This window comes from Acinetobacter sp. NBRC 100985 (assembly GCF_000241225.1).
Classification (GTDB): domain Bacteria; phylum Pseudomonadota; class Gammaproteobacteria; order Pseudomonadales; family Moraxellaceae; genus Acinetobacter; species Acinetobacter venetianus.
This window is the reverse complement of record NZ_BAEB01000019.1, coordinates 1-17,816: the sequence shown is the minus strand read 5'-3', so window position 1 is coordinate 17,816 and position 17,816 is coordinate 1. Positions and strand designations below refer to the sequence as shown.

General features: G+C 41.8%; 32 protein-coding genes. 31 read left to right on the top strand and 1 reads right to left on the bottom strand.

Translation table 11 applies throughout. The features are described 5' to 3' along the window. Window positions 1-91 precede the first annotated feature (91 nt). The 29 genes from ACT4_RS05635 (at window position 92) to rplQ (ending at window position 14,597) form a co-directional block, all read left to right on the top strand. Window positions 92-820 (top strand): type 1 glutamine amidotransferase, encoded by a 729-nt coding sequence (locus ACT4_RS05635; RefSeq protein ID WP_004877635.1) that lies wholly within the window; start codon window positions 92-94, stop codon window positions 818-820. 226 nt (window positions 821-1,046) lie between these two features. After that, complete coding sequence (gene rpsJ / locus ACT4_RS05630; protein ID WP_000070912.1) at window positions 1,047-1,358, top strand: 30S ribosomal protein S10; 312 nt, start codon at window positions 1,047-1,049, stop codon at window positions 1,356-1,358. A gap of 58 nt (window positions 1,359-1,416) precedes the next feature. Continuing rightward, window positions 1,417-2,055: a 50S ribosomal protein L3 gene (rplC, locus tag ACT4_RS05625; protein ID WP_004678595.1), complete on the top strand. Its 639-nt coding sequence runs from the start codon at window positions 1,417-1,419 to the stop codon at window positions 2,053-2,055. An 11-nt stretch (window positions 2,056-2,066) separates the two neighbouring features. Further along, the gene (rplD, locus tag ACT4_RS05620) at window positions 2,067-2,669 is read left to right on the top strand and encodes a 50S ribosomal protein L4 (RefSeq protein ID WP_004877634.1); all 603 of its coding nucleotides are present in this window, start codon (window positions 2,067-2,069) and stop codon (window positions 2,667-2,669) included. After that, complete coding sequence (rplW, locus tag ACT4_RS05615) at window positions 2,666-2,986, top strand: 50S ribosomal protein L23 (protein ID WP_004877633.1); 321 nt, start codon at window positions 2,666-2,668, stop codon at window positions 2,984-2,986. Before rplD ends, rplW begins: the two co-directional genes overlap by 4 nt. A gap of 11 nt (window positions 2,987-2,997) precedes the next feature. Then, complete coding sequence (gene rplB / locus ACT4_RS05610; protein WP_004657675.1) at window positions 2,998-3,822, top strand: 50S ribosomal protein L2; 825 nt, start codon at window positions 2,998-3,000, stop codon at window positions 3,820-3,822. A gap of 13 nt (window positions 3,823-3,835) precedes the next feature. Beyond that, window positions 3,836-4,111, top strand: coding sequence for a 30S ribosomal protein S19 (gene rpsS, locus ACT4_RS05605; RefSeq protein ID WP_004641066.1), 276 nt, complete (start codon window positions 3,836-3,838; stop codon window positions 4,109-4,111). An 11-nt stretch (window positions 4,112-4,122) separates the two neighbouring features. Further along, window positions 4,123-4,452: a 50S ribosomal protein L22 gene (gene rplV, locus ACT4_RS05600; RefSeq protein ID WP_004657676.1), complete on the top strand. Its 330-nt coding sequence runs from the start codon at window positions 4,123-4,125 to the stop codon at window positions 4,450-4,452. Window position 4,453: 1 nt separating this feature from the next. Continuing rightward, window positions 4,454-5,206 carry a 30S ribosomal protein S3 gene (gene rpsC / locus ACT4_RS05595; RefSeq protein WP_004877621.1) on the top strand — a complete coding sequence of 251 codons (753 nt, stop codon included), beginning with the start codon at window positions 4,454-4,456 and terminating at the stop codon, window positions 5,204-5,206. Between the two features lie 3 nt (window positions 5,207-5,209). Continuing rightward, the gene (rplP, locus tag ACT4_RS05590) at window positions 5,210-5,623 is read left to right on the top strand and encodes a 50S ribosomal protein L16 (RefSeq protein WP_004641059.1); all 414 of its coding nucleotides are present in this window, start codon (window positions 5,210-5,212) and stop codon (window positions 5,621-5,623) included. After that, window positions 5,623-5,820: a 50S ribosomal protein L29 gene (rpmC, locus tag ACT4_RS05585; RefSeq protein WP_000849927.1), complete on the top strand. Its 198-nt coding sequence runs from the start codon at window positions 5,623-5,625 to the stop codon at window positions 5,818-5,820. Before rplP ends, rpmC begins: the two co-directional genes overlap by 1 nt. Further along, complete coding sequence (gene rpsQ, locus ACT4_RS05580) at window positions 5,817-6,074, top strand: 30S ribosomal protein S17 (RefSeq protein ID WP_004641057.1); 258 nt, start codon at window positions 5,817-5,819, stop codon at window positions 6,072-6,074. The genes rpmC and rpsQ overlap by 4 nt, the downstream gene beginning before the upstream one ends. Before the next feature lie 92 nt (window positions 6,075-6,166). Continuing rightward, entirely contained in the window at window positions 6,167-6,535 is a 369-nt protein-coding gene (rplN, locus tag ACT4_RS05575; RefSeq protein ID WP_004657680.1) for a 50S ribosomal protein L14, read from the top strand. Window positions 6,536-6,544: 9 nt separating this feature from the next. Continuing rightward, window positions 6,545-6,862, top strand: coding sequence for a 50S ribosomal protein L24 (rplX, locus tag ACT4_RS05570; RefSeq protein ID WP_004877618.1), 318 nt, complete (start codon window positions 6,545-6,547; stop codon window positions 6,860-6,862). A gap of 15 nt (window positions 6,863-6,877) precedes the next feature. Further along, window positions 6,878-7,414 (top strand): 50S ribosomal protein L5, encoded by a 537-nt coding sequence (gene rplE, locus ACT4_RS05565; RefSeq protein WP_004877617.1) that lies wholly within the window; start codon window positions 6,878-6,880, stop codon window positions 7,412-7,414. A gap of 9 nt (window positions 7,415-7,423) precedes the next feature. Continuing rightward, window positions 7,424-7,729: a 30S ribosomal protein S14 gene (gene rpsN / locus ACT4_RS05560; protein WP_004877616.1), complete on the top strand. Its 306-nt coding sequence runs from the start codon at window positions 7,424-7,426 to the stop codon at window positions 7,727-7,729. A gap of 11 nt (window positions 7,730-7,740) precedes the next feature. Beyond that, window positions 7,741-8,136, top strand: a complete 396-nt coding sequence (rpsH, locus tag ACT4_RS05555) for a 30S ribosomal protein S8 (protein WP_007480533.1) — start codon at window positions 7,741-7,743, stop codon at window positions 8,134-8,136. Window positions 8,137-8,149: 13 nt separating this feature from the next. Beyond that, a complete protein-coding gene (rplF, locus tag ACT4_RS05550; RefSeq protein ID WP_004877614.1) occupies window positions 8,150-8,683 on the top strand; it encodes a 50S ribosomal protein L6 in 534 nt (177 codons plus the stop codon). A gap of 14 nt (window positions 8,684-8,697) precedes the next feature. Further along, window positions 8,698-9,048, top strand: coding sequence for a 50S ribosomal protein L18 (gene rplR, locus ACT4_RS05545; RefSeq protein ID WP_004641044.1), 351 nt, complete (start codon window positions 8,698-8,700; stop codon window positions 9,046-9,048). 2 nt (window positions 9,049-9,050) lie between these two features. Then, entirely contained in the window at window positions 9,051-9,548 is a 498-nt protein-coding gene (gene rpsE / locus ACT4_RS05540; protein ID WP_004657688.1) for a 30S ribosomal protein S5, read from the top strand. Window positions 9,549-9,554: 6 nt separating this feature from the next. Beyond that, window positions 9,555-9,731, top strand: coding sequence for a 50S ribosomal protein L30 (gene rpmD / locus ACT4_RS05535; RefSeq protein ID WP_000849088.1), 177 nt, complete (start codon window positions 9,555-9,557; stop codon window positions 9,729-9,731). A gap of 3 nt (window positions 9,732-9,734) precedes the next feature. Beyond that, the gene (rplO, locus tag ACT4_RS05530; protein WP_004877613.1) at window positions 9,735-10,175 is read left to right on the top strand and encodes a 50S ribosomal protein L15; all 441 of its coding nucleotides are present in this window, start codon (window positions 9,735-9,737) and stop codon (window positions 10,173-10,175) included. Between the two features lie 45 nt (window positions 10,176-10,220). Then, window positions 10,221-11,540 (top strand): preprotein translocase subunit SecY, encoded by a 1,320-nt coding sequence (gene secY, locus ACT4_RS05525; protein WP_171054776.1) that lies wholly within the window; start codon window positions 10,221-10,223, stop codon window positions 11,538-11,540. A 21-nt stretch (window positions 11,541-11,561) separates the two neighbouring features. Continuing rightward, window positions 11,562-11,678 (top strand): 50S ribosomal protein L36, encoded by a 117-nt coding sequence (gene rpmJ / locus ACT4_RS05520; RefSeq protein WP_000867907.1) that lies wholly within the window; start codon window positions 11,562-11,564, stop codon window positions 11,676-11,678. A gap of 107 nt (window positions 11,679-11,785) precedes the next feature. Next, window positions 11,786-12,142 (top strand): 30S ribosomal protein S13, encoded by a 357-nt coding sequence (gene rpsM / locus ACT4_RS05515; protein WP_000090815.1) that lies wholly within the window; start codon window positions 11,786-11,788, stop codon window positions 12,140-12,142. 19 nt (window positions 12,143-12,161) lie between these two features. After that, a complete protein-coding gene (rpsK, locus tag ACT4_RS05510) occupies window positions 12,162-12,548 on the top strand; it encodes a 30S ribosomal protein S11 (RefSeq protein ID WP_001040166.1) in 387 nt (128 codons plus the stop codon). 12 nt (window positions 12,549-12,560) lie between these two features. Next, window positions 12,561-13,187 (top strand): 30S ribosomal protein S4, encoded by a 627-nt coding sequence (gene rpsD, locus ACT4_RS05505; protein WP_007480422.1) that lies wholly within the window; start codon window positions 12,561-12,563, stop codon window positions 13,185-13,187. A gap of 18 nt (window positions 13,188-13,205) precedes the next feature. Continuing rightward, window positions 13,206-14,213, top strand: coding sequence for a DNA-directed RNA polymerase subunit alpha (locus ACT4_RS05500; RefSeq protein WP_004657700.1), 1,008 nt, complete (start codon window positions 13,206-13,208; stop codon window positions 14,211-14,213). 18 nt (window positions 14,214-14,231) lie between these two features. Then, window positions 14,232-14,597, top strand: a complete 366-nt coding sequence (gene rplQ, locus ACT4_RS05495) for a 50S ribosomal protein L17 (protein ID WP_004641032.1) — start codon at window positions 14,232-14,234, stop codon at window positions 14,595-14,597. 131 nt (window positions 14,598-14,728) lie between these two features. On the opposite strand, the gene ACT4_RS05490 is transcribed toward rplQ, so the two are convergent. Further along, on the bottom strand, window positions 14,729-15,265 hold the full coding sequence (locus tag ACT4_RS05490) for a hypothetical protein (RefSeq protein WP_007480402.1): 537 nt from the start codon (window positions 15,263-15,265) through the stop codon (window positions 14,729-14,731). Window positions 15,266-15,654: 389 nt separating this feature from the next. Here ACT4_RS05490 and ACT4_RS05485 point away from each other — a divergent pair, with 389 nt between their 5' ends. Together ACT4_RS05485 and ACT4_RS05480 are read left to right on the top strand one after the other, a co-directional pair. Next, window positions 15,655-17,148, top strand: a complete 1,494-nt coding sequence (locus ACT4_RS05485; RefSeq protein ID WP_007480401.1) for an NAD(P)/FAD-dependent oxidoreductase — start codon at window positions 15,655-15,657, stop codon at window positions 17,146-17,148. Window positions 17,149-17,272: 124 nt separating this feature from the next. Further along, the gene (locus ACT4_RS05480; RefSeq protein WP_007480400.1) at window positions 17,273-17,773 is read left to right on the top strand and encodes a DUF2059 domain-containing protein; all 501 of its coding nucleotides are present in this window, start codon (window positions 17,273-17,275) and stop codon (window positions 17,771-17,773) included. The last annotated feature ends 43 nt before the right edge of the window (window positions 17,774-17,816 follow it).

Sequence of the window (17,816 nt, the reverse complement as noted above, 5' to 3'; positions counted from 1 at the left end):
CAGAATCGTTACAGATAAAGCGCTTGGAGAAAAACTGGCTTTATTTTTGCTAAGACTTACTTATCATTCTAACGATAATAGGTTTGAGCGCATGAAGTCGCATTTAAGAGTGCATTATTTTCAGCACATTGCAGGCGAAGGTTATGGGAGTTGTTATGACTTCCTAAAGGCACATAAGGCAAAGATTACGGCAACCGAATTTTTTGCCTTACCTGTAGATTTGCCATTAGAACTAGAAGCATTACCTCGAGTGGATGAAGTTGATTTACTCATTATCATGGGGGGAACCATGAGTGTGAATGATGAAGCGAATTATCCATGGTTGAAACTAGAAAAAAGATGGTTACGTCGTTATTTAGCAGCAGGTAAGCCTGCAATCGGTTTATGCCTTGGTGGGCAACTTATAGCAAATGCATTAGGCGCAGCGGTGAGCCGTAATCGTCATCAGGAATTAGGTTGGATGGATGTTGGTAGAGCTTCACATATTCCAGAAGAATGCTTTCAGATTCCTGAGAAGATTAATATTATGCAATGGCATAGCGAAACTTTTGAAATTCCAAAAGGCGGTGTGCGTTTGGCTGAAAATAAAGTATGCCGTAATCAACTCTATCAAATTGGCCGAAATGTATTGGGCTTCCAATTTCATCCTGAAATGACACCGCATGCTTTACAGCTATTAATTGAAAATGAAGAGGACTTGGCAATTTTTGATGGAGAGTATGTTCAGTCAATGAGTGATTTAAAACGATCAAATCAAACTAAATTTGAACAGGGGAATACGTTGTTAAACCAAGCGATTGAGTATGTAGTGAGTGCTTAACAAAACTTTAAAGTTAAAAAATTAAAAGAAGAATTGCATAAGACTTAAACAATAGTTATAATAAGCGACCCTCAAATGGAGGGCGTTTTCTACGAAGAAAGTAGTTAACGCATTACAGTCGTGGCATCGATCACGACCTTAGTGAATTTCACTGCCCTTGACACTTGCCAAATGGTGAGGTGCGTCATGGGTGATTCTTTATATATTTGGCTTGGAGTTTACTGGTATGTCTAACCAGAGAATTCGTATCCGTTTGAAGTCTTTTGATCATCGTCTGATCGATCAATCTGCTCAAGAGATCGTAGAAACCGCTAAGCGTACTGGCGCACAAGTGTGTGGTCCAATCCCGATGCCTACTCGCATCGAACGCTTCAACGTTCTTACTTCACCACACGTCAACAAAGACGCTCGTGACCAGTATGAAATCCGCACTTATAAACGTTTGATCGACATCGTTCAACCTACAGATAAAACTGTTGATGCATTGATGAAGTTGGATCTTGCTGCTGGTGTAGATGTTCAGATCGCTTTGGGTTAAGGCTTTCGGTTGATTAACGTTTAAGTTAATTAGGCCGCTTTATTAGAGGTTTATGCACATGGCTATTGGTTTAGTCGGTCGCAAATGTGGTATGACTCGCGTCTTTACAGATGCTGGTGTATCTGTACCTGTTACAGTTATCGAAGTCGATCCAAACCGCATTACGCAAATCAAAACACTTGAGACTGATGGTTATCAAGCAATTCAAGTAACTACTGGTGAACGTCGCGAATCGCGCGTAACTAACGCTCAGAAAGGTCACTTCGCGAAAGCGGGTGTTGCTGCTGGTCGTTTAGTTAAAGAGTTCCGTGTTACTGAAGCTGAGCTTGAAGGCCGTGAAGTTGGTGGTTCTATCGGTGTTGACTTGTTCACAGTTGGTCAAATTGTTGACGTAACTGGTCAGTCTAAAGGTAAAGGCTTCCAAGGTGGTGTTAAGCGTTGGAACTTCCGTACGCAAGATGCTACTCATGGTAACTCTGTATCTCACCGTGTATTAGGTTCTACAGGTCAAAACCAAACACCTGGTCGCGTGTTCAAAGGCAAGAAAATGGCTGGTCACTTAGGTGATGAACGCGTAACAGTTCAAGGTCTTGAAATCGTATCTATTGACGCTGAACGTTCTGTTTTAGTTGTTAAAGGTGCAATCCCTGGTGCAACGAATGGTGACGTGATTGTACGTCCTACCATCAAAGCGTAAGGTGAAATAGAATGAATTTAAAAACTGTTTCTGGCGCTGCGGTTGAATTATCAGAAGTTGCTTTTGGTCGTGAATTTAACGAAGCTCTTGTACACCAAGTTGTTACAGCTTACTTAGCTGGTGGTCGTCAAGGTACTCGTGCTCAAAAATCACGTGCAGACGTTTCTGGTGGTGGTAAGAAGCCATTCCGTCAAAAAGGTACTGGTCGCGCTCGTGCGGGTTCTATTCGTAGCCCGATCTGGGTTGGTGGTGGTAAAACTTTTGCTGCTCGTCCACAAGATTGGTCTCAAAAAGTAAACCGTAAGATGTACCGCGGTGCAATGCAATGTATCTTAGCTGAACTTGTTCGCCAAGATCGTCTTGTATTAGTTGAAGAGTTTGCTGTTGCAGCTCCTAAGACTAAAGAATTGCTTGCTAAATTGAACGACTTGAATGCAACTCGTGCATTGATCGTTACAGATGCTGTAGATGAGAACTTGTATCTTGCAGCGCGCAACATTCCACACGTTGATGTGGTTGATGCAACTGCAATTGATCCTGTTAGCTTGATCGCATTCGATAAAGTTGTCATGTCTGTAGCTGCTGCTAAGAAAATTGAGGTAGAACTCGGATGAACAACGAACGTTTATATCAAGTCCTACAAGGACCAGTATTCTCAGAAAAAGCGCAAGTTTTAGGTGATACTGCTGGTGTTCAAGTATTTAAAGTTGCATTAAATGCAAACAAACTTGAAATCAAAAAAGCAGTTGAGCAACTCTTCGGTGTTGAAGTTGTTAAAGTAAATACAACGATCACTAAAGGTAAAACAAAACGCTTTGGTCGTACATTAGGACGTCGTTCTGATGTTAAAAAAGCATACGTCACCCTGAAAGCTGGCCAAGATGTTGAAATGGCTGACTTGGGCGATACCGCTGAAAACGCAGCGGAATAAGGACGAAAACTATGCCTATTCAAAAATGTAAGCCAACGTCTCCAGGACGTCGCTTTGTAGAGAAAGTGGTTCATGACCACCTTCACAAAGGCGCTCCTTATGCACCGTTGGTAGAAGCTAAAAAACGTACTGGTGGTCGTAATAACAATGGTCACATCACTACACGTCACGTGGGTGGTGGTCATAAGCAAAACTACCGTATCGTAGATTTCAAACGTAACAAAGATGGTATTCCAGCGACTGTTGAGCGCATCGAATACGATCCTAACCGTACAGCTCATATTGCTTTGTTGAAATATGCTGACGGTGAACGTCGTTACATCATTGCGCCGAAAGGCTTACGTGCTGGTGATAAAGTTCAATCTGGTAACGATGCTCCAATTCGTCCAGGTAACTGCTTGCCACTTCGTAACATGCCAATCGGTTCTACACTTCACAATCTTGAACTTAAAATCGGTAAGGGTGCTCAATTAGCGCGTTCTGCTGGTACTTCAGTTCAATTGTTGGGTCGTGATGGTTCTTACGCTATCGTTCGTTTACGTTCTGGTGAAATGCGTAAAGTTCACGTTGAATGTCGCGCTGTAATTGGTGAAGTTTCTAACCAAGAAAGCAACCTTCGTTCATTGGGTAAAGCTGGTGCTGCGCGCTGGCGTGGTGTTCGTCCTACCGTTCGTGGTATGGCGATGAACCCGGTAGATCACCCGCACGGTGGTGGTGAAGGACGTAGTAAGGGTATTCAACCTGTAAGTCCATGGGGTCAAAAAGCTAAAGGGTACAAGACACGTACCAACAAGCGTACGACTAAGATGATTATTCGCGACCGTCGCGTCAAGTAAGGGAATCTGAATAATGCCTCGTTCATTAAAAAAAGGTCCATTCGTCGACGCGCATTTGTTCGCTAAGGTTGAAGCTGCGATTGCTGCTAACAACCGTAAGCCGATCAAAACATGGTCACGTCGTTCAATGATCCTTCCAGACTTTGTTGGTTTAACAATTTCTGTTCACAATGGCCGTAACCACGTTCCAGTAATTGTTACTGAGCACATGGTTGGTCATAAATTGGGTGAATTCGCGCCAACTCGTACCTATCGTGGTCACGGTGTTGATAAGAAGTCTAAACGTTAATAGGTGCTATGATGGAAGTAACTGCTAAATTACGCGGTGCCGCTATCTCGGCACAAAAAGCACGTTTAGTTGCTGATTTGATCCGTGGTAAGTCGGTTGCACGTGCGATAGACATTTTAAACTTCAGCAACAAGAAAGCAGCTGTGCTTGTTAAAAAAGCACTTGAATCTGCAATCGCGAATGCTGAACACAACAACAGCTTAGATGTTGATGACCTTAAAGTAACTACGATTTACGTTGATGAAGGCATGAGCCTTAAACGTATCATGCCACGTGCTAAAGGCCGTGCAGATCGTATTACTAAGCGTACTTGTCACATCACCGTTAAGGTAGGGGTTTGATATGGGTCAGAAGGTTCATCCAATCGGTATCCGCCTAGGTGTTGTGAAACGCCATAACGCTAACTGGTATGCGAATCCGAAACAATACGCTGAATACTTGCTTAAAGATCTTCAAGTTCGTGAGTTTTTAACTAAAAAACTTAAGAACGCGATGGTAAGCAACATTCTTATCGAACGTCCTACTGGCGCTGCTAAAGTAACGATTAGCACTGCTCGTCCTGGTATCGTTATCGGTAAAAAAGGCGAAGACATTGAAAAATTACAGCGCGAACTCACTAACATTATGGGTGTTCCTGCGCAAGTTAGCATCAACGAAATCGATCGCCCTGACTTAGACGCTCGTTTAGTTGCTGAAGCAATTGCTTCTCAATTAGAAAAGCGTGTTATGTTCCGTCGTGCTATGAAGCGTGCGGTTCAAAACACGATGCGTGCTGGCGCTAAAGGTATCAAAGTTGAAGTTTCTGGCCGTTTAGGTGGTGCAGAGATCGCTCGTACTGAATGGTATCGTGAAGGTCGTGTACCTTTGCATACACTTCGTGCGGATATCGACTACTCTACTTTCCGTGCAGAAACTACTTACGGTACGATCGGTGTTAAAGTTTGGATTTTCCGTGGAGAGATCTTAGGTGGCATGAAACAAGTCATGAACCCTGCTCCTGCTGAAGAGCGTCCAGCTAAACGTGGTCGTGGTCGTGGTGAAGGTCAAGAGCGTCGTGGTCGTCGCAATGACCGTGCTGCTGACAAGGGAGAATAATCCATGTTGCAACCTAAACGTACCAAATTCCGTAAAGTGCACAAAGGCCGTAACACTGGTCTAGCGCATCGTGGTAGTACAGTATCATTTGGTTCGATTGCAATTAAAGCAACTGAACGTGGTCGTATGACTGCTCGTCAGATTGAAGCTTGCCGTCGTACCATCAGCCGTCGTATTAAGCGTGGTGGTAAAATCTTCATCCGCGTATTCCCGGACAAACCAATTACCGAAAAACCATTAGAAGTTCGTATGGGTAAAGGTAAAGGTAGCGTGGAATACTGGGTTTGTCAGATCCAGCCAGGTAAGATCCTGTACGAAATTGAAGGTGTTAACGATGAGTTAGCGCGTGAAGCATTTGCTTTAGCTGCTGCTAAACTTCCGTTTAAAACCACTATCGTGACTCGGACGGTAATGTAATGAAAACTAAAGATCTACGTGAAAAATCGGTAGAAGAGTTGAAGGCTTTGCTTGATGAGCAACAGCTTAACCAATTCCGTCTTCGTATGGCGAAAGCAACTGGTCAATTAGGCAAATCGCATGAAGTGCAAATTGCTCGTAAGACAATTGCTCGTATCAAGACACTCCTTACCGAAAAACAGGGGAACGGACAATGAGTGAAAAAACAGTCCGCACGTTAACCGGCAAAGTCGTAAGCGACAAAATGGACAAGTCTATTGTTGTGCTTATTGAACGCCGCGTTCAACACCCGTTGTATGGCAAATCAATCCGCCGTTCAACTAAATTACACGCTCACGATGAGAACAATGTTGCTAAAACTGGCGACTTAGTGACCATCAAAGAAAGCCGCCCAATTTCTAAAACTAAAGCTTGGACTTTAGTGGAAGTAGTTGAAGCTGCTGCTGAGTAATTAGACGTTCTTGTTGCATCATCGGACAATTTCGAGTACTCTTTGAGCCTTTCGAAATTGTGACCGGTGATGCTCGGTTTTGGAGTAGGGCAATGATTCAAACCGAAAGTATGCTCGACGTAGCAGACAACAGTGGTGCACGCCGCGTACAATGTATTAAAGTACTTGGTGGTTCACATCGTCGTTATGCTTCTGTTGGCGACATTATTAAAGTTACTGTAAAAGAAGCAATCCCACGCGCACGTGTTAAAAAAGGTGACGTGATGAATGCTGTAGTTGTTCGTACAAAATTCGGCATCCGTCGTCCAGATGGTTCAGTTATTCGTTTCGACGATAACGCAGCTGTTATTTTGAATAACAACAAAGCTCCGATTGCTACTCGTATCTTCGGACCAGTGACTCGTGAACTTCGTACTGAACAGTTCATGAAAATCATTTCATTGGCTCCTGAAGTTCTATAAGAGGCAATCATGGCTAAGATTAAAAAAGGCGATCAAGTAATCGTGATCGCAGGTAAAGAAAAAGGCAAACAGGGTACTGTTTTGTCTGTTTCTGAAGATCGAGTTAAGGTCGAAGGTCTTAACTTAGTGAAGAAGCACCAAAAGCCAAACCGTGTAACTGGCGCTGAAGGCGGTATCGTTACTCAAGAGGCTACGCTTCATATCTCAAACGTGGCAATTTTTAATGCTACAACCCAAAAGGCTGACCGTGTTGGTTACCAAGTGATTGATGGCGCGAAAACTCGTGTTTATAAATCAAATGGTGAATCAGTGGCGGCAGCGAAGTAATAGGTTGAAAAGGCAATGGCCAGACTTAAAGCACGTTACAATGACGAACTTAAAGCGAAGTTAAAAGAAGAACTTGGCGTTAAGAACGTGATGGATATTCCACGCATCACTAAAATCACCCTTAACATGGGTGTAGGCGCAGCTGCAACTGATAAGAAATTATTAGATGGCGCTGTTGCTGACATGCAACTCATTGCTGGTCAAAAACCAGTTGTGACTCTTGCTCGTAAATCAATCGCAGGTTTCAAAATCCGTGATGGTTGGCCGATCGGTTGTAAAGTAACTTTACGCGGCGACCAAATGTACGAATTCTTGGATCGTTTGATCTCGATCGCAATCCCTCGTATCCGTGACTTCCGTGGTTTCTCTGCGAAATCATTTGATGGTCGTGGTAACTACTCTATGGGTTTAAAAGAGCAAATCGTTTTCCCTGAAATCGATTTTGACAAAATTGATCGTATCCGTGGTTTAGACATCACGATTACGACAACTGCTCGTAGCGATGACGAAGGCCGTGCGCTTATGCGTGCATTCGGCTTCCCGTTCAAATAAGAGGTCGATATGGCTAAGAAAGGTATGATTAATCGCGAATTGAAACGCGAAAAGACAGTTGCAAAATACGCTGCAAAACGTGCTGAATTAAAAGCTGTTATTGCAAATGTAAACGCAAGTGACGAAGAACGTTTCGAAGCGATGTTAAAGTTACAAGCATTGCCACGTAATGCATCTCCAGTACGTCTTCGTAACCGCTGTGGTTTAACTGGTCGTCCTCATGGTTACTTCCGTAAGTTCGGTTTAAGCCGTAACAAATTACGTGACACAGTAATGCAGGGTGATGTACCAGGCGTTGTTAAGGCAAGCTGGTAAGGAGCGACTAAATGAGTATGCAAGATACCGTTGCCGACATGTTAACACGTGTTCGTAACGCACAAATGGCAAAGAAACAAACTGTTTCTATGCCTTCTTCTAAGTTGAAAGTTGCAATTGCAAACGTACTTCAACAAGAAGGTTATATTTCAAATGTAGAAGTGGCTCAAGAAGACACTAAATCTACTTTGACTATTACGTTAAAATATTTCGAAGGCAAGCCAGTTATCGAAATGGTTAAGCGCGTAAGCCGTCCAGGTCTTCGCCAATACCGTGGTAAAGATAAACTTCCTAGCGTTAAGCAAGGTTTAGGCGTTGCAATTGTTTCTACAAGCAAAGGCATCATGACTGATCGCGCTGCACGTGCTGCGGGCATCGGTGGTGAAGTTATTGCTTTTGTTTCTTAATAGGTGATTCCTCATGTCTCGTGTGGCTAAAGCCCCAGTAACTGTACCTAATGGTGTAACAGTTACTCAGAACGGCCGGCAGGTCGAAGTGAAAGGCAGCAAAGGTACATTGTCTTTCAACCTGCATGCGCTGGTCGAGCTAAAACAGGAAGAAGGTAAACTTCAACTTGCTCCAGCTAAAGAGTCGAAAGACGCTTGGATGCAAGCTGGTACTGCTCGCGCTGTATTGAATAACCTTGTAAAAGGTGTTAGTGAAGGCTTCGAACGTAAGTTACAGCTCGTTGGTGTTGGTTATAAAGCTGCAGTTAAAGGTTCTGTTGTGAACCTTGCACTCGGTTACTCACACCCAATTGACTATGCTTTACCTGAAGGTGTAACAGCGGAAACTCCAACTGCAACTGAAATCATTTTGAAATCAGCAAACAAGCAGTTGTTAGGTCAAGTGGCAGCGGAAATCCGTGCATACCGTTCTCCTGAACCATATAAAGGTAAAGGTGTTCGTTATTCGGATGAAGTTATTCTTCGTAAAGAAGCTAAGAAGAAATAAGGCGCGAGGTTCTTATGAACGAAAAGAAACAAACCCGTTTGCGTCGTGCGAAAAGCACACGCTTGCACATTCGTGCATTGGGTGCGACTCGTTTGTGTGTAAACCGCACGCCGCGTCACATCTATGCTCAAGTTATTTCAGCAGATGGTGGCAAAGTTTTAGCGCAAGCTTCTACTTTGGATGCATCTTTACGTAGTGGTACTACTGGTAATGTTGAAGCTGCGACGAAAGTTGGTGCTTTGATCGCAGAACGTGCTAAAGCAGCTGGTGTTACTAAAGTTGCATTTGACCGTTCTGGTTTTAAATATCATGGTCGTATCAAAGCCTTGGCTGATGCTGCTCGTGAAGGCGGCTTGGAGTTCTAATCATGGCGAAAGTTGAACAAAACGAAGGTCTCGTTGAAAAGCTGGTTGCCGTTGATCGTGTAGCCAAGGTTGTTAAAGGTGGTCGTATTTTCTCTTTCACAGCATTAACTGTTGTGGGCGATGGTAACGGTCGTGTAGGTTTTGGTCGTGGTAAAGCACGTGAAGTTCCAGCTGCTATTTCTAAAGCACTTGAAGCTGCTCGTCGTAACATGATTACTGTAGACCTCGCGGGTACTACTTTACAACACCCTGTGAATGCTCGTCATGGTGCAAGCCGTGTATACATGCAACCTGCTTCAGAAGGTACTGGCGTAATCGCTGGTGGCGCTATGCGTGCTGTTCTTGAAGCTGCAGGTGTACATAACGTACTTGCTAAATGTTATGGTTCTACTAATGCTGCTAACGTAGTAAACGCAACTTTTAAAGGTTTGCGTGATATGACTTCTCCTGAGAAAGTCGCTGCGAAACGTGGTCTTTCAGTAGAACAAATTCAAGGGTAATCAATCATGAAAACGATTAAAGTTACCCAGACTAAATCTTCTTCGCATCGTTTAAAAAATCATAAACTTTGCTTACAAGGTCTAGGTCTGCGTCGTATTGGTCATACTGTAGAAGTGCAAGATACGCCTTCTAACCGTGGTATGATCAACAAAGTTTACTATATGGTTAGTGTAGAGGAATAAGCCATGACTCTGCGTTTAAATGAACTTTCACCTGCAGAAGGTGCAAAGCGTGAAAACCGTCGTCTAGGCCGTGGTATCGGTTCTGGTGTTGGTAAGACTGGTGGTCGTGGTATCAAAGGTCAAAACTCACGTAAAAGTGGTGGTACTCGTCCAGGCTTTGAAGGCGGTCAAACAGCGTTATATCGTCGTTTACCTAAATTCGGTTTCACTAGCCAAATCGCTTTGAAAACTGCTGAAGTACGCTTGTCTGAGTTAAATAAAGTGGAAGGCGACGTAGTTAGCCTTGAAACTTTAAAAGCTGCGAATGTTGTTCGTCGTGACCAAATTCGTGCTCGCATCGTGCTTTCTGGTGAAATCACTCGTGCATTCACTGTACAAGGTGTTGCGTTGACTAAAGGCGCTAAAGCAGCTGTTGAAGCTGCTGGCGGTAAAGTCGAGGAGTAATCTCGAGTGTCTATGACTCCTAGTTCTTCAGGTCATGTTAACATGATGAAAGGTCAGCCATTTCATGTGAAATATCGTGAAATTATCCGCCGATTAATGTTCTTGATTGGCGCGTTGTTGGTCTTTCGACTAGGAGCGCATATTCCGTTGCCGGGTATTGATAATGTAGCGCTAGCACGGTTTTTTAAAGCTAATGAAGGTACCTTCTTAGGTTTATTTAACATGTTTTCTGGCGGTGCATTAGAACGTATGTCGATTCTAGCGCTTGGTATCATGCCTTACATTTCTGCATCGATTATCGTGCAGTTAATGTCTACGGTAGTTCCTTCGCTAGAAGCTTTGAAAAAAGAAGGCGAGCAAGGCAAACGTAAAATCAATCAATACACACGCTACGGCACTTTGCTACTTGCACTTGTGCAAGGTGTAGGGATGTGTGCAGGCTTGATCAGTCAAGGTATTACCTTAACCTCAGGCCTTGCATTTTATATTCCAGCTGTAACTTCTTTAGTTGCAGGCACAATGTTTTTGATGTGGTTGGGTGAACAGATTACCGAACGTGGTGTTGGTAACGGGATCTCAATGATCATTTTTGCAGGTATTGTTGCTGGTTTGCCAAACTTGGTGATTCAGTCATTTACATCTGTACAGAATGGTCAAGGTAGTTTAATTGGTTTAGCAGTATTTGGTTTATTATCACTAGCTGTTTTAACTGCGATCGTGTTTATTGAAAAAGCACAGCGTCGTATTCCAGTAAACTATGCTCAGAAACAACAAGGTCGTCGTGTATTTACTGCACAGCAAACACATTTGCCATTAAAGATTAATATGGCAGGTGTTATTCCTGCGATTTTCGCAAGCTCATTGTTATTATTTCCAGCGAGCTTGGGTCAATGGTTAGGTAGTGCTGATCCAAATGCAGGGATTGTAAAACGTAGTCTGCAAGACTTGGCATTGGTATTATCGCCTGGACAGCCGTTATATTTAATGCTCTTTGGCGCGTTAATTATTTTCTTCTGTTATTTTTATACGGCACTTGTTTTTAGTCCGAAAGAAGTATCAGAGAATTTAAAGCGCAGTGGAGCTTATGTGCCTGGTATCCGCCCAGGTGAGCAAACGGCTCGTTATTTAGATCATATTCTTAACCGTTTGACGTTTATTGGTGCAATTTACATCACTGTTGTATGTTTAATGCCAATGATTCTACAAAGTTCATTCGGTATTCCATTCCATTTGGGTGGAACATCGTTGCTGATCGTAGTTGTTGTAGTGATGGACTTTATGGCGCAACTTCAAGCGCACTTAACTTCGCATCAATATGATAATCAAACGTTAATGAGAAAAACGACTGCTCATCCTCAGGGATAAGCGCACTTAGAGGTTTTCATCATGAAAGTACAAGCTTCTGTAAAGAAAATTTGTGGTAGCTGTAAAGTTATCCGTCGTAATGGGGTTATTCGCGTAATTTGTAGCGCAGAACCTCGTCATAAGCAGCGTCAAGGTTAATTTAATTAAGACCTGTTGATTTCAGTAGGCTAATTAGGTTATTATCCGCCCCTCAAGATTTTTGTGGGGCGGTTGATTATCTTAACTGCCTTTTTGGAGAAAATTGAATGGCTCGTATTGCCGGTGTAAACATTCCGGATAACAAGCATGCTGTTATCTCTCTCACGTATATTTTTGGTATCGGTCGCCACACTGCTAAGAATATCTTAGCTGCTGTAGGTATCACTGAAACTACAAAGATTCGTGAATTAGATGATGCTCAGCTTGATGCGATTCGTGCAGAAGTTGCTAAGGTTCCTACCGAAGGTGATTTACGTCGCGAAATTTCCATGAACATTAAACGTTTAATGGATTTAGGCTGCTACCGCGGTCTTCGTCATCGTCGCAGCTTGCCTGTTCGCGGACAACGCACCAAAACTAACGCACGTACCCGTAAAGGTCCGCGCAAACCGATTAAAAAGTAAGATTTCTGGAAGCTAAAAGATGGCTAAAGATACTCGCACACGCAAGAAGGTCACTCGTACCGTCTCTGAAGGTGTTGCACACATTCACGCGTCTTTTAATAACACCATTGTAACGATTACCGATCGTCAAGGTAATGCATTGGCTTGGGCTACCTCAGGTGGGCAAGGCTTCCGTGGTTCACGTAAATCAACTCCGTTCGCTGCTCAGGTAGCTGCTGAAGTTGCTGGTAAAGCAGCTTTGGATTACGGTTTGAAAAACCTAGACGTCCTTGTAAAAGGTCCTGGTCCAGGTCGTGAGTCTGCGGTTCGTGCATTAGGCGCAGTGGGTTATAAGATTAACAGCATTACCGATGTGACTCCAATTCCTCACAACGGTTGCCGTCCACCTAAAAAACGTCGCGTGTAAGGAGAAACATTCATGGCTCGTTATATTGGTCCAAAATGCAAACTCTCTCGCCGCGAAGGGACAGACCTGCAACTTAAATCTGGCGTTAAACCATTTGACGTCAAAACTAAAAAAGCTAACAAAGCACCTGGTCAACATGGTCAGGCACGCGGTGGTAAGCAATCTGAGTACTCACTACAATTACGTGAAAAACAAAAAGTACGTCGTATGTACGGTGTGTTAGAGCGTCAATTTAGTAATTACTATAAAGAAGCAGCTCGTGTTAAAGGCGCAACAGGTGAGAACTTGTTGAAATTGCTTGAAAGCCGTCTTGATAACGTAGTTTATCGCATGGGTTTTGGTTCTACACGTGCAGAAGCTCGCCAGTTAGTAAGTCACCGTTCTATTACTTTAAATGGTCGTCGTGTAAACATTGCGTCTATTCAAGTTAAAGCGGGCGATGTAATTGCAGTTCATGAAGGTGCTAAGCAACAATTGCGTATTAAAAATGCAATTGAGTTAGCTGCTCAACGTGGTACCCCAGCTTGGATTGAAGTTGACCATTCTAAGTTAGAAGGTACGTTCAAAGCTGCACCAGATCGTTCTGATTTACCTGCTGAAATCAACGAAAGCTTGATTGTAGAATTGTATTCTAAATAATCCTTGAGGTAGCAATAAATGACGCGTACTGCAAACGAGTTTCTAACTCCGCAAGCGATCAAGGTCGAAGCGGTGAGCGGGACCTCGGCAAAAGTGATTCTGGAACCTTTGGAGCGTGGCTTTGGTCATACTCTAGGCAATGCTTTACGTCGCATTCTATTGTCTTCTTTACCTGGCGCTGCTGTGGTTGAAGTAGAAATAGAAGGTGTCGAGCACGAGTACAGTACTTTAGAAGGCTTGCAGCAGGACATCGTCGAGCTCTTGCTGAACCTAAAAGGATTGTCTATTAAGCTGTTCGATCAAAATGAAGCATATTTAACATTAGAGAAACAAGGCGCAGGTGATGTAACAGCTGCTGATCTTCGTTTACCTCATAATGTTGAAGTGGTTAATCCTGATCATTTAATTGGTACTTTGAGTTCAACTGGTTCATTAAAAATGCGCCTTAAAGTTGCTCAAGGTCGTGGTTATGAAACATCTGACTCACGCTTCCCAGAAGGTGAAACACGTCCAGTAGGTCGTTTACAGTTAGATGCTTCATATAGCCCGATCAAGCGTGTTTCTTACACAGTAGAAAATGCTCGTGTAGAACAACGTACCGATCTTGATAAGTTAGTGATCGATCTTGAGACTAACGGAACTGTTGATCCTGAAGAAGCAATCCGCAAAGCGGCAACAATCTTGCAACAACAAATTGCAATCTTTGTTGACCTTCAGAAAGATCAAACTCCTGTTGCTCAAGAACCTCGCGAAGAAGTTGACCCAATTTTGCTTCGTCCAGTAGATGATCTCGAGCTTACTGTTCGTTCTGCTAACTGTTTGAAGGCAGAAAATATTTACTACATTGGTGATCTTGTTCAACGTACAGAAGTTGAGTTGTTAAAAACTCCTAACTTAGGTAAAAAATCGTTAACAGAGATCAAAGATGTTTTGGCATCGAAAGGTTTACAACTCGGCATGCGTTTAGAGAACTGGCCACCAGCTAGTCTCCGTATGGATGACCGATTTGCCTATCGTAGCCGTTAATTAAGTAGGACTATCACCATGCGTCATCGTAATAGTGGTGTGAAATTAGGCCGTACAAGCAGCCATCGTAAGGCGTTGTTCCAAAATTTAACGAATGCTTTAGTTGAGCACGAGTTAATTAAAACAACTTTGCCTAAAGCGAAAGAACTTCGCCGCGTTGCTGAGCCTTTAATCACTTTAGCTAAAAACGATACAGTAGCAAACCGTCGTTTAGCGTTTGCTCGTACTCGTTCTGCAGCAACTGTTGGTAAATTATTTACCGTTCTTGGCCCTCGTTACAAAGAGCGTAACGGCGGTTATCTACGTGTTCTTAAAGCGGGCTTCCGTGCAGGTGATGCTGCACCGATGGCTTACGTTGAACTTGTAGATCGTGAAGTAAAATAATACTTCTATACAAGAGCAGCTCAGTTGTTCAAAAAGGTCGGTGTAATAACCGACCTTTTTTATTGCTAGGATATTGTGCGAAGTGATATTTAAAAGGGCTGTATGGTCTATTTAAATTACTTAATTAGGTTTCAATGATTTCTTTCACTAGGGGGCAAGTAGATTAAGAAAGCTTCAATGAACTGATCTGAATATTCTGCTGAGTATGCTGTTCTATAGTTTGTTTCAATCTCCACAGGAATAATTTCACCAGCTTGATTGCTATCTTCTGTAAATTCAAGATAGTGCCTGTCACCTTCGAAATAAAAATTATATTGGTTTTTGACCGAATCTAATCTATCACCTATTCCTAATAAGCCTAATAATTTTCCTTGATACCCCTTCGCTACATAGATGAATTCTAATTTTTTGGTATCTGCATTGAATGTTAGAGTGACGGTTTTATTCCAATAACAACATATTTCATTAATGGACTCCCCCCATGGTAGTATTAAATTACGATATAAAATCAGCCACTTATCTTTCTCATAACAGACGTTTTCAGATTCATTATAATCATGAATGATTTGATAATCGGATAATGCTCTAAAAGTGTTGAAATCTAATCCTAAGTTAATTCCAGCAGCAGATTTTGCTGGTATGATTTCGGCAGATAAATTTGGAATCAATTGCTTATACTCTATTAACAGCTTGTCTTATAACATTATGATTGCTAAAGGTTAATTCGATACTTTGTATGTGAGTGTATTGAACTTTCTATTTACGTTAAAATTTTATAACAAATTATTTATACATTCATTGGGGTTAACATATTTTTCATGCTTTACACATATTACTTAAATTAAATTTTTTGGTTATAAGGCGAAAATAAATTTTTTAAACTCCGATCCTTTAATAAATTGCAAATCCAAGCAAAAATCTCAGGTTTTTTTACACTCTCTTTTTCTAAAAATGTCCCGAAGTGACATGAAAAAACCGATGAATGACTAAACTTGACATTGTGTATTGTCAAATTTGTGCTTTAATAAAGTCATGGTTTATACAGGGTATAAAAAAAATGGAAAAGCAAGTTGATGTATTGATTATTGGTGCAGGTATCTCTGGGATTGGGTTAGCTGTGCATCTCTCTAAAAACTGTCCACAACGCAAATTTGAAATCTTAGAGCGTCGTGAAAGCTTTGGTGGAACTTGGGATTTATTCCGCTATCCTGGTATTCGTTCTGATTCGGATATGTCAACGTTTGGTTTTAACTTCAAGCCATGGGCAAAAGACAAAGTATTGGCAAGTGGCGCTGAGATCAAAGGCTACTTAAGTGATGTCATTAGCGAAAATCAGTTAAAAGATAAAATTCACTTTGGTCATCGTGTACTTTCTGCGAACTATGATTCTACAAAGAAAAAATGGTTAGTTGAGATCGAAGACAACAATAAGAAAAAACAAACGTGGTCTGCAAACTTCGTAATGGGCTGTACAGGCTACTATAACTACGATCAAGGTTATGCACCTACATTCCCGAAACAAGAAGATTTCAAAGGTCAGTTTATTCATCCACAACATTGGCCTGAAAATTTAGATTACACAGGTAAAAAAGTTGTGATTATCGGTAGTGGTGCTACTGCAATTACTCTTGTGCCTTCTATGGTTAAAGGTGGTGCAGGGCATGTGACGATGTTACAACGTTCACCAACGTATATTGCGACGATTCCTTCTATCGACTTTATTTATGAAAAAACTCGTAAATTTATGTCTGAAGAAACGGCTTATAAATTTACTCGTGCACGTAATATTGGTATGCAACGTGGTATTTATGCACTAGCGCAAAAGTATCCAAAGACTGTACGTCGTTTATTGTTGAAAGGCATTGAGTTGCAGTTGAAAGGTAAAGTCGATATGAAACACTTTACTCCAAGCTACAATCCTTGGGATCAACGTTTATGTGTTGTGCCAGATGGTGACTTATTCAAAGCATTGCGTGAAGGTCAGGCAAGTGTTGAGACAGATCAAATCGAGAAATTTACCGCAAATGGTATTCAATTGAAATCTGGTAAACATTTAGAGGCTGATATCGTGATTTCAGCAACTGGCTTAGAGATTCAGATTTTAGGTGGTGTGCAAGGTTCAATTGATGGCAAACCAATGAATACCTCTCAACATATGCTTTATCAAGGCGTTATGGTGAGCGATGTACCTAATATGGCGATGATCATTGGTTATATCAATGCATCATGGACTTTGAAGGTTGATATTGCTGCTGATTATATTTGCCGTTTGATTAATCATATGGATAAAAATGGTTTTGATGAGGTGATTGCACACGCCGATCCTTCACAGCGCGAAAATGACACAATCATGGGTAAAATGTCATCTGGTTATATCGCCCGCGCAGCGGATGTGATGCCAAAACAAGGTAAGCAAGCACCTTGGAAGATCACAAATAATTACCTTGCAGATCGTAAGGAGTTAAAAGATGCTAAGTTTAATGATGGTGTTTTAGAATTCCATAAGCGCGGTGAGCAAGCAACAAACCGTAAGCCAAAATTAGTATCATAATTTTTGCTTGAATGATTTGAAACCCTATGCATAGCATAGGGTTTTTTATTTGTGCTCAGGGTTTAAATCTTAGAAATATCGCGTATATTGAGCACATTAGAAAATTTATATTAGGGATAATACGATGAGAAAAATCATCATTTTGGGGACTATCTTACTTAGTACATTCAGTTATGCTGATGATGTTAAACAAAAGACAGTAATTGCTGAGAAGTTGGTTTCGGTTGATGGTACTGAACAAGGACTTGAAAATACGGATAAAATGATTCTTGAACAAATTCGTATGCGCTTACCAAAAGATATGCCAGCTGATTTTTTCACTGATTTAACTAAAAACTTAAATAGTGAACAACGTAAACAATTTATTGTTCAGCGTTATGTGGAAACGTTTAGCCAGAAAGAGTTACAAGCCGCTTTAAACTTTTATCAGTCAAATGAAGGGAAGACGTGGGCAAAGAAAGCAAGTGAAATTGGAGGAGAGGTTGCTCATTTCACAACGCAAAATGCTCGTAATGCTTTAAACACTACCATGCAAGAACATGTTGAGAATCCTACCGTAAAACAGTTGATGGCTCGTATGAACCCAGCACCAGTAGCTGCGGTAGAAAAAACTGAACAGAAATAATCAATCAAAAAAAGGGATACATAATAGATGTATTCCCTTTTTT